Below are 14222 nucleotides of genomic sequence, written 5' to 3'. Positions count from 1 at the left end.
GTTTTTTTAGAGCGCATCAAAAGTTGATCTAACATTTCTAATTTGTATAATTAACTTAAAGTGAATTAATTTGGAGGAAAAAGGATAATGAAAATCATTGTGATCGGAGCAGGACCAGGGGGACTTGCGGCAGCTATGATGCTGCAAAGCAAAGGGCATGATGTTCATGTATATGAAAAACAGCCCTTTGTTGGTGGACGTAACTCTAAGTTTCAACTTGGTGATTTCACGTTTGATACAGGTCCTACCTTTCTCAGCATGATTCATATTGCAGAGGAGTTGTTTGCCTTTGCGGGTAAAAATCTGCATGATTATATAGATGTGATTGAATTAAAAGAGATGTATAGATTAATCTTTCAAGATCAGCAGCTTGATATGGTGCGAGATAGAGAGGAAATGTACAAACGGTTAGAAGCCTTTGCACCTGGTGAAGGAGAAGGGTATTTGCGCTTTATGAATGATACAAAGCGTAAGATGGATCGTCTTACGCCGATTTTGCAAAGTAAGATGGACCGCTTTCATCATTATTTACGCTTGAGAGTGATAAGAGCACTTCCACAGCTATCATTAAATAAGAGCTTGTATGATGTGCTGTCAAACTATTTCTCACATGAGTCTGTGAAATATGCATTTACGTTTCAATCAAAGTATTTAGGAATGTCACCGTGGGAATGCCCAGGTGCTTTCTCTATCCTTTCTTTTATGGAGCACGATACAGGTGTTTTCCATCCAAAGGGCGGCGTGAATCAGTTATCACAAGCCATGGCGAAGGCAGCAGTGGAGTTGGGAGCGACCATTCACCTGTCATCTGGAGTAGAAAAACTGCTCACTAAAGGCAGAAAGGTGAAAGGTGTTCGATTAGAATCAGGTGAGGAAGTACAGGCAGATGAACTTGTCATCAATGGAGATTTTGCACATGTCATGACGAAGCTTGTAGAGCCAGGTCTTTTGAAGAAATTTAGCGAAAAGAAATTGAAAAAGAAAAAATTTTCATGCTCAACTTTTATGCTGTATTTAGGCTTGGATAAGCTGTATGACGAACCGCATCATACCATTGTTTTTTCTGATGATTATGCTAAGAATGTGAAGGAAATTACAAAGACATATGCTCTTCCAGATGATCCGTCCATCTATATCCAAAATGCAAGTGTGACAGATGATTCGCTCGCTCCTAAAGGAAAGTCAGCGTTGTACGTTTTGGCGCCAGTTGCAAATAATCAAAGCGGTATAGACTGGGAAAAGCATCAAGATGAATTCAGAGAACTTGTGTTAGATACGATTGAGCGAAAAACCGGTTTTCAAGAGATTAGAAAACATATAGAAGTCGAGCGGATGATCACGCCGAAAAATTGGGAAGAAGATCTTTATGTATATGAAGGCGCTACATTTAACCTCGGACACCAGCTAACGCAGATGATGGTGCTTCGCCCGCATAATGAATTTGATGAATTGAAGCACTGCTGGCTTGTGGGCGGGGGGACACACCCTGGAAGCGGTTTGCCGACCATTTTAGAATCGGCGCGCATCACGACAAATGCCATTCTTTCAAAGCAGAAAGCAACTCAAAAAATGATGCCGCATCACGAAAAGGGGAGTGCTTCATGATCAAACATATACTGGTTGCAGGTGGCGGTATTGGCGGAATGATTTCAGCTCTCTATTTAAGAAAAGCTGGGCATGATGTCACCCTGATCGAAAAAAATGAGAGACTTGGCGGGAGACTTGCTTTTGTAAGGGAGAATGGATATAAAGTAGATGAAGGTCCAACCATTGTCCTGCTACCAGACATGTTAAAAGGGATATTAAATGAGGTAGGAATTGATATTTCATCACTTGATCTCCTGCAACTGAATCCACTGTACACCATTCGATATCAAGATGGAACAGCCTATACGAAGTATTCTGATCTTGAGCGTCAGTTAGAAGAAATCAGACGTGTGTTTCCAAAAGAAGAACAAGGATTTCTTAAATTTATGGAAGAAATGACCGATCGTTTTCATGAAGGGCAGCAAGCTTTTCTAGAAAAGTCTTTTCATGAAAAACGAACATTCTTCACAAAAGAAAATATGAGAATTCTAATAAAATTAAAAGCATATCGTACGGTCCGAAGCTCTCTTAAAAAATATTTTGCCGATGAACGCTTGCGAGATGCATACGCACTTCAAACACTCTATGTCGGAGGGAATCCGTATAAGGCTTCTGCTATTTATTCGCTTGTTTCTTATAGTGAGCATGCGCACGGGATTTACTATTTAAAAGGTGGCTATGCGAGTTTAGTAGATATACTGGAGAATCAATTACAGGCTATGGGTGTGCATGTGAGGCGAAATCAGACAGTTGAGCAGTTTGAGTTTGAGGGAGAACGTGCTGTTCGAGCGCTAGTAAACGGTCAAAAAATAGCGGCTGATGCGTTTGTCATAAACGGTGATTATCCAGCGGCTTTAAAACAGCTTGGTTTACATGAACAAGACCGTCATAAATATGTCCCTTCCTCCGGTTGCGTGATGGTGTATCTAGGTTTAAATAAAATATATCGCAAAGCACCTGTTCATCAATTCTTTATGGGGGATCACTTTGATCAGCATATGAAAGATGTATTTCAAACGAAATCTGTCCCTAAAGACCCGTCGTTCTATACGTTTAATCCGTCTATCATTGATCCGTCTCTTGCACCAGAAGATTGCAGTGTTTTATACATGCTCATTCCAGTTCCATCAGGGAATCATATCAACTGGGCTGAGGAGACAGATTTTGTTGAAAAGATGATAGATCGACTTGAGAAGAGAGGCTTTCCGCAATTGCGAGAGTCTATTGTTTGGAAAAAGGTAAAAACACCAAATGATTCCTTGCGAGAAGGATTGTTTGAGGGAGGCAGCTTTGGCCTTGCACCTAATTTATTTCAATCCGGTGTATTTCGGCCGCAAGTGAAGGCTCAAGAGACGGAAAACATTTATGCAGTAGGTGCTTCTATCCACCCAGGTGGCGGAGTACCGATCGTGATGCAAAGTGCTAAGCTGATGGCTTCTGTACTGCTGAAGGACTTGAACGACAGAAAGGAAGTGAAGCTAAGTGGTTGATGTGCAAACAGCACTGAAAGCATGTGAAGAGACCATTCAAACACATTCGAAAACATTTTACCGTGCGTTTTCCATGCTGCCCAAAAAGAAAAGACAGGCGGTATGGGCAGTCTATTCCTTTTGCCGGAGAGCTGATGACATTGTGGATGAGTCACCTTCACCAAAAGAAGAATTGGCATCTTTTCAGGAGTCATTTGATCGTTTTTTAAAAAGGGATGTAGATCGAGATGATCCAATGTGGGTTGCATTAGAGTATACATTTCAAGAGTTCAATATGGATGAATCCCCGTTCCGTGATCTATTGCAAGGTCAAGAGATGGACCTTAAGCAACAAAGATATGAAACGTTAGATGAACTCCTCATCTATTCCTATCATGTGGCAAGCACCGTCGGATTAATGCTGCTTCCAATCATTGCACCGCGTAAAAAGGAACGACTAAAAGAAGCAGCCATTTCATTAGGAATTGGCATGCAATTGACAAACATTCTTCGTGATATTGGGGAGGATGTAGCGCAAAGAGATCGTATCTATTTACCGAAGCAAGTACTAGATCAATTTGGGTATACAGAGCAACAATTGCAAGAAGGAGTCGTCAATCAAGCATTTCAGCATGTGTGGGAATACATTGCATTTGAGGCTGAGGCTTACTATGAGGAATTTTTTGATCATCTTCATGAATTCCCGCTCTATTCACGTATGTCAGTCAAGGCGGCTGCTTATTTTTATAAGGCTATTTTAGATAAAATAAGAGAGAATGAGTATCGCGTCTTCACACAAAGATCTTTTATTTCAAAGCAGGAAAAGGCACTTATTTTAGAGGATATCACTAATCATTGAACATCATGAAAAAAAGGACTGCAAATTTTTTCTTGCAGTCCTTTTTATGTGGAGAAAATCCGTTCTCAGTCCATACTCTTGAACGCCATCGTCTATACATGAAGACTCCTCTAACCCATTCATCCACAATAAAGGAAATCGAACCCCCGATAAGTACCAGTTCAAACTGAATACCTAGCAGGTTTTATTTTGAGTACCAAAGAATTAATGATGACCATATGAAAAGAGCGTTCTGGTTCTAAAATGATTGTCAACATGAGCAGCATACCTGCAATGTGAATAATATCGCTGTTGCTAGTGAAAAAAGCAAGCAAGTGTGTCGATGATAAAGATAAAGCAGATGACGAAGGTAGGGATAGAGCAATTGCCTAGTACAAGCTCTTCATACACCGTATTAGACATCATTGAATTCTTTCGCTCCAATATAACGGCTGATTAAAATTGGTGTGCCTTGGCTGATGGCTGCTCCAAACAGCAGGATGAACATCATCAAACACTTTCGCTGCAGATTTGGTAGGAATTGACGACCCCACTTATTTTTTCTAAATTATTTAGGCAAAGTGAAGGGATGACGCCTATTCAATACCGTCATCTTGCAAGATGAACGACAAAGTAAAGGAACGTGAAAAGATAATGGGGAAAAAAGATGATCTTGTGACAATACGAACATTAAATGAAACCGATCTAGAAGTTGTTTGGCATTTAAGATTTAAAGCTTCTGACCAGACCTATCGAAAGTGGAATGCACCCTATTTTCATGAACATGAAATTCCGCTGGCTCAATTTAAGAGACGATACTTGCAAGATGAGTCCCTCCCTCCAAAACTATTAGGAATTGTGATAGACGGTGAGGTGAAAGGAACAGTTTCTTATTACTGGGAGAATGAGCGTACACGCTGGCTTGAATGCGGAATCATCATTTATGACTCACGCTTTTGGAATGGAGGATATGGAACAAAAGCGTTATCTTTATGGATAGATCAGTTATTTTCTCAAATTGATATCCCGAGAATAGGTCTTACCACTTGGTCCGGCAATAAACGTATGATGCGCTGTGCAGAAAAATGTGGATTTACTCTTGAGGGAAGACTGCGAAAGGTGCGCTATTATCAAGGAGAATATTATGATGCGATGCGGTACGGAATGTTAAGAGAGGAATGGCAAAGCCTCCTGCATCACAATTCGTCTGAATCATCGTTATTCACTTGTTAAGACAAAAGTAGCGTATGGATGAATAGACATCATAATAAGGGAGACGAACGAATTGACTTGAATTACTGGCTGGTTTGTGTATCTTAGTAGCGATCTATATGTTTGTGAATGCGCCTAAGAATGGAAAAAATCAATGGCTATGGTTTATTTTAGGGCTTCTATTTGGCTTGTTTCACTCGGTATTTATTTCATTAAAATGAAAAGAACAGGAGCGTGGCTGGACCATTCTTTTATCTCATAATACTGATTGCTGTGTTGATTGATATGATTCTTTTTTTAAGTGAGTCCTTCATGAGGAAGGGCTCTTTCTTTTAGTTAAATTATACCATAATAACCATTTTAATCAATTAAGATATGAAATCCTACCACTTGACTGTATAAATAAATCATCAACATTGTGTAGAACAAAAGAACCAGGAAGAACGATTTGTAATTTTTATTCAATATCTTATGCGATCAATCCGGACATTGTCGTTATGACAGTAGATGTTCCTTGAATGAAATCGAAAATGCTCGTAAAGAAGACAATTTTGTATTCATATGCTTTTCGTATCATCTTTTTAAAATCAATTGACTTTAATATCTCATATCCTCTAGTCTAGTAAATGAAAATGATAATCTTTATCAATTGGAGGAGTGTTTTATTATGTCCATCAAAACCGTTTCTAAAAATCAGCAGTTTTTAGAGCAGCAAAATCAAAGAGAATCTAATGCAAGGTCTTACCCGAGACGGTTCCCATTAGCTATGCAAAAAGCCGAAGGAATGATTGTGACAGATGCTGATGGCAGAGAGTTTTATGACTGCTTGGCAGGAGCAGGAACGCTTGCGCTAGGTCATAATCATCCGGTTGTCATAGAAGCCATTGAGCGTATGCTTCATGAAAAGAGACCCTTGCATACGTTGGACATAACCTCAGAAATTAAAGAAGAATTTGTCAATGAGATATTTTCTAGTCTGCCAAAGGAATTTGCAAAAAGAGCGAAAATCCAATTTTGTGGACCAACTGGCGGTGATGCGATAGAAGCAGCAATTAAATTAGTCAAGACAGCGACAGGGAATCGTTCGATTCTTTCTTTCCATGGAGCGTACCATGGTGCGACTCATGGGACGATGTCATTAAGCGGGAATTTATCTCCAAAGGAAAAAGTGCAAGGATTAATGCCAGATGTTCATTTCTTGCCTTATCCGTATGAGTACCGGTGCCCATTTGGAATTGGCGGGAAAGATTCACACCGCATTTCCAGTTCCTATATTGAACGAGTATTAAATGACCCCGAAAGTGGGATTCTTCCTCCGGCAGGTATGATTCTTGAAGCTGTACAAGGAGAGGGAGGATCGATACCAGCATCAGTTGAATGGTTGAAAGAAATGAGACGGATTACAAAAGAGAAAAAAATTCCGCTCATTATTGATGAGGTTCAAACAGGAATTGGCAGAACGGGTAAGATGTTTGCTTTTGAACATGCGGGAATTGTTCCAGATGTCATTGTGCTATCAAAAGCAATCGGCGGTAGTCTTCCGCTTTCAGTTGTGATTTATGATAAAGACTTGGATCAATGGAATCCAGGAGCACATATTGGCACATTTAGAGGAAACCAAATGGCGATGGCTGCTGGAACTGCCACTCTTAAATTTATCAAAGAAACAAACTTGCTGGATCATGTCGAGCAGTTAGGAGAGCGTATGCAGGCTAGCTTAAAAGACATCCAAAAACAAGTGCCTGCATTAGGTGATGTTCGCGGAAGAGGGTTAATGATAGGAGTAGAAGTGGTCAATCCAGATGAGAAGCAAGATGTGGATGGAAGTTATCCGGCGAATCCTAAACTAGCCAGTTTGATACAGAAAAACTGCTTCGATAAAGGCTTAATTGTTGAAACAGGAGGCCGTTTTGGAAGTGTCATTCGATTCTTACCACCACTGATCATGACAGAAGAGCAGCTTGAAAAAGTCATCACTATTTTTAAAGAGGCAGTTTACGATGCAGTCAACTAAACCTACTGTCGATTCACTATTTATGAACCAAAGTCAGCAAGGGATGGAAGCTTTTCAAACAGCACTCCATACATCAATCGACAGTTTGCTTACAGAATGGAAAAAGGGCAAAGGACCATATAGCGGAATATTGCCTGGGAAATTAGCAGATAGTGTCGAATCATTATTTCAATTTCAACCGTCTGGAGAAGCAATTGAATCGGTCTTTCAAGATGTAAAAGACCATCTCTTGCCTCATTTAGTCAATGTGTCTCATCCGAAATGCTTAGCACATCTTCATTGTCCGCCTCTTATTCCTGCACTTGCAGCAGAGGTAATCGTTAGTTCCTTTAACCAATCCATGGATTCTTTCGACCAAAGTGGCATTGCCTCTTTGGTTGAGGAGCGAATCCTCAAGTGGTTATGTGAAAAGTTTTCTTATGGAGATATGGCAGATGGGACTTTTACTAGCGGCGGAACACAATCTAATTATATGGGGCTACTGCTTGCTAGAGATTCATTTTGTGAAAACACATGGCAATGGAATGTTCAAAAGAAGGGTTTACCGAGGGAAGCTCACCGAATGCGAATTCTCTGCTCTAAGAATGCACATTTCACAGTAAAGAAATCAGCTTCTCAACTGGGATTAGGAGAAGATGCAGTGGTTCTAGTAGAGACGGATGAGCATCATCGAATGAATATAACGGATTTGAAACAGAAACTCGCTGATCTTCAGGCAGATCAGTTGTTGCCATTTGCTATTGTGGCTACTTGCGGAACAACTGATTTTGGCAGTATCGATCCAGTTAGTGACATTTACGACGTCGCCAAAAAATATGGCATTTGGATTCATGCTGATGCAGCTTATGGCGGAGCACTTGTACTAAGCCATGCCTATCGAGATAAGCTCGCTGGCATTGAACTGGCTGATTCGATCACTGTCGATTTTCATAAACAATTTTATCAGCCCATCTCCTGTGGGGCATTTTTGTTAAAGGATAAAAGACATTTTGGATTGATCGATTACCATGCAGATTACCTCAATCCGAAAGAAGATGAGATCGAGGGAATTCTTCATCTTGTGAATAAGTCAGTACAAACAACGCGCCGATTTGATGCTTTGAAATTGCTTCTATCTCTTCGGCTCATTGGTGAGGAAGGATTCGGTGACATCATTGACCATACCATTCGTTTAGCAAATGATGTTGCTTCTCTGATTGACCAGCATGACGATCTTGAAGTGATCAATCAAAAGCCGGAGATCAATGCGGTTGTTTTCCGATTTATTGATGACAAGCGAGCTAATGAAATAAACAAGTCGATTCATCGTACATTATTTCAAACAGGTTCTGCAGTTGTCGCGAAAACAGTCGTTAATGGTCATACATGCCTGAAATTCACTTTATTAAATCCGAGAACGACAATCAATCATATTGAGGAAATCCTTTCTGACATCGTTGATATCGGGATCGCTCATATTCAATCCGGGAGGGTACTAAATTGAGTCAATATAAACAGATGGCTGAAAATGCAACAATGCAAAGCTTTTTAAACTGCTTTCTGCGTGAAACGGGAGCAGATCAGACAACAAGAAAAGAGACAAGAGCAGACGGATCGGTTGTATTCGTCACAGAACTAGCAAAGCAAGATCTTGAATTGGTGATTCCCGTACGCTATTTTTCACCTGTAGGTCGTCATCTTTTTGAATTTCCAATTCGCTATCGACCACAAGGCAGTGATCAAAAAGGAACTGTATTAGATTACACCACACTTGTTGCCTTATGTTCAAAAGAACTTCTCATTGAGTACGGTCGCACAGATGCAGAGGATGAGTTCATGCTTCGCATCATTTTGAGCTGCCGAAATATTGAGCGTTTTATGAGAGAAAGGGAAAGTGATCGGGAGGCTCTTTCTCAAGCTGATTTTGAGTATATTGAAGCGGAGCAGTCGCTTCTCCTTGGACATTTGACGCACCCTACGCCAAAGAGCAGACAAGGGATGACAGAGGCAGAGGAAGCAGTCTATTCTCCTGAACTGAAAGGAACTTTTCAACTTCATTACTTTAAAGCGCACCATTCTATTGTGCTGCAGGATTCCTCTATCTCACAGTCTGCAGCAAACTTGATGCTAAATGAACTTGAGCGCCAAATGCCAGAAGAAAGAGAGAGGCTTCAGACGCTGACTGAGAATGGGGAATATGTGCTCATACCAATCCATCCACTCCAAGTAAAGGTGGTGATGGAGAAGGAATTTGTTCACCGCTATATGGAGGATGGGAAACTGGCGTATTTAGGACCGCTTGGCGCTGATTACACAGCAACATCTTCCTTTAGAACCGTCTATCAAAAAGACTCAGCATACATGCTGAAATTCTCAGTACCTGTGAAAATTACGAATTCTCTTCGAGTCAACAAACAAAAGGAACTCGATCGTGGTGTTGAAATGTCTCGTCTATTGCAAACGGAATTAGGGATATCTTTATACGATAAATTTTCAGGTTTTCGTGTGATTGAAGATCCTGCATATCTATCCATCCGAGGAGATGAAGCTGAATCTGGATTTGAAGTGGTGATTCGTCAAAATCCATTTTTGCACAATGAAAAAGGAGCCAGTTTGATCGCTGGATTATGTCAAGATCATGCCTATGGGGGGAAGTCACGTTTAGCAGGTGTCATTTCTGATCTGGCTGAAAAAGAAGGCAGATCAACAGAGGTAGTCAGCAAGGATTGGTTTAAACGATATTTAACCATTTCATTAGAGCCAATGCTGTGGCTATTTGAAACATATGGTCTTGCACTGGAAGCTCATCAGCAAAATGCCGTTGTCCAGTTAAAGGATGGATACCCAGACACATTCTATTATCGTGATAATCAAGGCTACTATTATAGTGAATCCAAAAAGGATAAGCTCGCAAATCTTGTGCAACATTTGAGCGTCAGAAGTGAAACCATTTGTACAGATGCTGTAGCTGTTGAGAGGCTGCGTTATTACTTCTTCTTTAATCATTTATTTGGTTTGATTAACGGATTTGGAGCGGAAGGGCTAGCAAGGGAAGAACATCTGCTCTCACTTGTTAGAAATACGCTGCTTGCTCATGAACAGCAATTTGGTGCATCTGAGCTTACAAATAGTCTTCTCCGTTCAAAGGAACTTCCTTCTAAAGCCAATTTGCTGACAAGATTTGAAGATATGGACGAGCTGACAGGTTCATTAGAAACACAATCTCGTTACACATCTGTGCTCAATCCACTTTTTGTGCATAAGGAGGCGCTGATTGGATGAGGCATCGTATTGAATTCATTCGCGCTGAATATGAAAGGGACGTCCGTCTTGTTCACAAGTGGATGCAGGAAGATTATGTTCATCCTTTTTGGCATCTGAATATTCCTTTTCCTGCTTTTAAAAAGCATTTTTATCAAGCGATTCATGATCCCCACCAAACCCTTTATTTAGGAACGATTGACGGGATACCGATGAGCTATTTTGAAGCGTACAATGTCAAAGGAGATGTGATTGAATCCTATTATCATCCGGCTCCGCATGATCAAGGAATTCATCTCTTAATAGGGGAGCCAGAATATGTCGGAAAAGGATTTGCTGCCCCATTGCTTCGTGCGATGACAGAATTTCAATTTCAGCAGAACAAACGAACGGAAAAGATCGTTGCCGAACCTGATATTCGCAATGAAAAAATGATTCATGTTTTTGAGAAATGCGGCTTCGAGCGGGTGAAACCAGTAAATTTACCAGATAAAACAGGTCTTTTGATGTTTTGCGATCGAGATCGATTTGAAAGGAAGTATAACCATGACGCGGTTCAACAAGCAAAATAATGTAGTGGATGTAATTGGTATTGGCATCGGTCCATTTAACCTAGGGCTTGCCGCATTATCTGAGGAAGTAAATGACATTAACGCTTTGTTCTTTGAAAGAAGTGAAGCGTTCCATTGGCACCCTGGAATGCTCATTGAAGGCACAACACTTCAAGTTCCCTTCTTAGCAGACCTTGTCAGCATGGCAGATGTCCAAAGTAAATATAGCTTTCTAAACTATTTGCAAGAGCAAAATCGTTTGTATTCTTTTTACTTCTTAGAAAACTTTCATATTCCGCGTAAGGAATACAGTCATTACTGCCGCTGGGTAGCTGAGCAATTAGATTCGTGCCGATTTGGTATGAATGTAGAATCGATCTCTTTCGTTGAGAAAGCAGGAGAAAAGCGGTTTAAAGTGCATGTTCGTCATATGAAAGATCAGACGGCAGATGTGTATGAAAGTAAGCATCTCGTCTTAGGTATTGGCACACAACCAGCAGTACCAGCATCGCTTCAGCCAGCTTTAGGAGATCGTGTGTTTCATTCTGCGGATTATTTAAATCGAAAGAAAGAAGGTTTTTTTAAAGGAAAGTCAGTGACTGTTATCGGCTCTGGTCAAAGTGCTGCGGAAGTATTTTATGACATTTTATCAGAGGATGAGGCGAAGGATATTCACTGGTTCACTCGGTCTAAAGGTTTTTTCCCAATGGAATATTCAAACCTTGGTCTTGAGTATTTCTCTCCAGACTATATTGATTTCTTTTATGAGCTTCCGCAAACAAAAAAAGATGCATTATTAAAGCAGCAAGACTTACTTTATAAAGGCATCAGCTCTGCGATGATCCGTGATATTTATCACTTACTCTATGAACGATCTGCCTGCGGGGAACAATTGAACACAGTGCTTCAAGCGATGACGGAGGTCAACTTGATTGAGGAAACAGCGGGCGGTTTAAAGCTTTCCTGTTCACAATGGGTAAAAGAAGAATCATTTACACATGAAACTGATATCGTCATTTTAGCAACTGGTTATCAATCGGTATTGCCGTCATTTATTGATCCGATTGCCCATCATATTGAATGGGATGATCAGGGACGATTCCAAATAGAACGTGAGTATCGTTTGAAAACAAAAATGATGGGCGAAAATGACATCTTCGTGCAAAATGCAGAGCTTCATACACATGGGGTCGGAGCACCAGATTTAGGACTCGGAGCCTACCGAAACAGCGTCATTATAAATGAACTTGCTCATAAAACAGTATATCCACTTTATCAAAAGCATGTCTTCCAGACATTTGGTACACATAAGAAGGCGAACACATTTGAGGAAATCAAAGGTTAAGGAGGATGGAGCGATGAATATGCAAGACGAATTGAAAATAGCAGTGAACCCAGATGCGTGGAAAAAAGCAAACCAGAAAATGGTGGCAAAAATGCTGTCTGAATATATGTATGAGGATATGATTCATCCCGTTCAGCTTAAAGGCGGGGATGGAATCGTTCAGTATGAACTAATGATTCATGAACATAAGAAATATCGTTATCTTGCAAAACCTCGCTTGTTTGATAGTTATGATACGATTGCTGAATCAATTGAGTACTATCAAGATGGAAAATGGACAAAGGATGTCAGCGCTATTATTTTTTTACTGGATATACAGCCAATCATTCCGATGTCATCTGAAACAACAGGTCATCTGATCAAAGAGCTTCATCACACATTGTTAGCAGATGTTCATTTGTTATCGAAAAAGGCGCTTCGTGCGGATGAACTGATAGATACAGATTATGCGTGGATTGAAGGAGAGATGACCGGACATCCTTGGATTGTATATAACAAAGGACGTATCGGGTTCAGTTATGAAGATTACTTAGCCTATGCACCTGAAAGGCAAGAAAGTGTGCAGCTGTCTTGGATTGCCGTACACCGTCAGCTTGCAACATTTCATGCGGTCGAACATGAAAATTATGAGCAGATAATAAAGAAGGAATTAGATGAGGTGACCATTCGTCAATTTCAGCGTGTATTAAAGGATGAAGGCTTGAATCCGACTGATTATTATATGATGCCCGTTCATAAATGGCAATGGACACATATGATTATTCAACATTTCCCAGAAGATTTGGCCATGCGCCGCATTGTTTATTTAGGCGAGGGTCTTGATCAATACGTGCCGCAGCAGTCGATCAGAACCTTTACAAACATCTCAAATAAAGGAAAGCATCATATTAAATTACCAATGAGTATTTTAAATACGCTTGTGTATCGAGGGCTTCCGTCAGAGCGGACTGTCATCGCTCCTCGCATTACGGCACATATTAAAGGGATTGCCGATCAAGACCCATTTTTGTCTGACGTATGCCGCGTGATTTTACCAGGTGAAAATGCGAGTATAAATGTCGATCACCCTTACTACAGCAAACTACCTGGTGCGCCTTATCAATATCTTGAAATGCTCGGCGTGATTTTTAGAGAAAGTATTTATACGTACTTAGATGAAGGGGAGACCCCTGTGACACTTGCGGCACTGACGTATGAAGATCATGAAGGTGAACCGTATATTAAACAGCTAATTGAAAAATCGAAACTCTCGGCAAAAGAGTGGATGGCTGCTTTCTTCCATGTTGTGATGCCTCCGCTACTACATTTTATGTATCAATACGGGACGGTATTTTCCCCACATGGGCAAAATACGATTCTTGTCCTAAAAGATTATCAACCACATCGTTTGGCGATAAAGGATTTCGTTGATGATGTGAACATTAGTGACCAGCCACTGCCAGAATTAGCATCATTAGATGAAGATTTAAAAGAAGTGTTGCGAAGTGAACCCCCAGAAGGTTTAGTACAATTTATCTTTACAGGACTATTTATTTGTAACCTGCGTTACGTGTCAAATGTTTTAGAAAACCATCAGCTACTAGAAGAAACCGCTCTTTGGCGTTTGCTTGCAGAAGAAATTCTAGATTATCAGCAGCAATTCCCGCAACTAAAAGAACGTTTTGCATTATTTGACCTTTTCCAGCCTCAGCTAACAAAGCTTTGTTTAAACCGTAATCGAATGATTGATTATGGCTATGGAGATGGAGACGATCGCCCACATGCGTCAGAGCATGGGAAAGTAACAAATGCGCTTGCACACGTCCTATCATCTGTAGGCGAAAAATAATGAAAGAGCTGTAGACGAATGGTGTCTACAGCTTTCAAGAACCTCCATTCAAAGGAGGTTCGACTATTATTAACACAAAAACAGGGCAAACCAATTTTTCTCTCTGCCTTCATTGAGAAGAAGGTATTCAGCTAATAA

The 14222-nt window shown here is 40.5% G+C and carries 10 protein-coding genes; all 10 read left to right on the top strand.

Annotation, left to right across the window (positions count from 1 at the left end):
- The first annotated feature begins 87 nt into the window (after positions 1-87).
- Positions 88-1605, top strand: coding sequence for a phytoene desaturase family protein (gene crtI / locus ABVJ71_RS06555; protein ID WP_353856168.1), 1518 nt, complete (start codon positions 88-90; stop codon positions 1603-1605).
- Positions 1602-3077, top strand: coding sequence for a phytoene desaturase family protein (gene crtI, locus ABVJ71_RS06550; protein ID WP_353856167.1), 1476 nt, complete (start codon positions 1602-1604; stop codon positions 3075-3077). Before crtI (ABVJ71_RS06555) ends, crtI (ABVJ71_RS06550) begins: the two co-directional genes overlap by 4 nt.
- A complete protein-coding gene (locus ABVJ71_RS06545) occupies positions 3070-3915 on the top strand; it encodes a phytoene/squalene synthase family protein (RefSeq protein ID WP_353856166.1) in 846 nt (281 codons plus the stop codon). Before crtI (ABVJ71_RS06550) ends, ABVJ71_RS06545 begins: the two co-directional genes overlap by 8 nt.
- A gap of 600 nt (positions 3916-4515) precedes the next feature.
- Positions 4516-5127, top strand: a complete 612-nt coding sequence (locus ABVJ71_RS06540) for a GNAT family protein (RefSeq protein ID WP_353856165.1) — start codon at positions 4516-4518, stop codon at positions 5125-5127.
- A 646-nt stretch (positions 5128-5773) separates the two neighbouring features.
- Complete coding sequence (locus ABVJ71_RS06535; RefSeq protein WP_353856164.1) at positions 5774-7120, top strand: aspartate aminotransferase family protein; 1347 nt, start codon at positions 5774-5776, stop codon at positions 7118-7120.
- Positions 7107-8603, top strand: a complete 1497-nt coding sequence (locus ABVJ71_RS06530) for an aspartate aminotransferase family protein (protein ID WP_353856163.1) — start codon at positions 7107-7109, stop codon at positions 8601-8603. The genes ABVJ71_RS06535 and ABVJ71_RS06530 overlap by 14 nt, the downstream gene beginning before the upstream one ends.
- A complete protein-coding gene (locus ABVJ71_RS06525) occupies positions 8600-10381 on the top strand; it encodes an IucA/IucC family protein (protein ID WP_353856162.1) in 1782 nt (593 codons plus the stop codon). The genes ABVJ71_RS06530 and ABVJ71_RS06525 overlap by 4 nt, the downstream gene beginning before the upstream one ends.
- Positions 10378-10932: a GNAT family N-acetyltransferase gene (locus tag ABVJ71_RS06520; protein WP_353856161.1), complete on the top strand. Its 555-nt coding sequence runs from the start codon at positions 10378-10380 to the stop codon at positions 10930-10932. The genes ABVJ71_RS06525 and ABVJ71_RS06520 overlap by 4 nt, the downstream gene beginning before the upstream one ends.
- Positions 10907-12256: a lysine N(6)-hydroxylase/L-ornithine N(5)-oxygenase family protein gene (locus ABVJ71_RS06515; RefSeq protein ID WP_353856160.1), complete on the top strand. Its 1350-nt coding sequence runs from the start codon at positions 10907-10909 to the stop codon at positions 12254-12256. The genes ABVJ71_RS06520 and ABVJ71_RS06515 overlap by 26 nt, the downstream gene beginning before the upstream one ends.
- Positions 12257-12269: 13 nt before the next feature.
- Complete coding sequence (locus ABVJ71_RS06510) at positions 12270-14084, top strand: IucA/IucC family siderophore biosynthesis protein (RefSeq protein ID WP_353856159.1); 1815 nt, start codon at positions 12270-12272, stop codon at positions 14082-14084.
- Positions 14085-14222: the final 138 nt, after the last annotated feature.

The sequence above is a fragment of the Bacillus sp. Bos-x628 genome (genome assembly GCF_040500475.1).
Lineage (GTDB): Bacteria > Bacillota > Bacilli > Bacillales > Bacillaceae > Bacillus > Bacillus maqinnsis.
This window is presented reverse-complemented; position numbering and strand designations above follow the sequence as displayed.

What these genes read in the sequence shown, in the direction of transcription:
- ABVJ71_RS06515 (WP_353856160.1), top strand. Translation starts at nt 10,907, where the DNA reads ATGACGCGGTTCAACAAGCAAAATAATGTAGTGGATGTAATTGGTATT.
- ABVJ71_RS06510 (WP_353856159.1), top strand. Translation starts at nt 12,270, where the DNA reads ATGAATATGCAAGACGAATTGAAAATAGCAGTGAACCCAGATGCGTGG.
- ABVJ71_RS06520 (WP_353856161.1), top strand. Translation starts at nt 10,378, where the DNA reads ATGAGGCATCGTATTGAATTCATTCGCGCTGAATATGAAAGGGACGTC.
- ABVJ71_RS06530 (WP_353856163.1), top strand. Translation starts at nt 7,107, where the DNA reads ATGCAGTCAACTAAACCTACTGTCGATTCACTATTTATGAACCAAAGT.
- crtI (WP_353856167.1), top strand. Translation starts at nt 1,602, where the DNA reads ATGATCAAACATATACTGGTTGCAGGTGGCGGTATTGGCGGAATGATT.
- ABVJ71_RS06535 (WP_353856164.1), top strand. Translation starts at nt 5,774, where the DNA reads ATGTCCATCAAAACCGTTTCTAAAAATCAGCAGTTTTTAGAGCAGCAA.
- ABVJ71_RS06540 (WP_353856165.1), top strand. Translation starts at nt 4,516, where the DNA reads ATGAACGACAAAGTAAAGGAACGTGAAAAGATAATGGGGAAAAAAGAT.
- crtI (WP_353856168.1), top strand. Translation starts at nt 88, where the DNA reads ATGAAAATCATTGTGATCGGAGCAGGACCAGGGGGACTTGCGGCAGCT.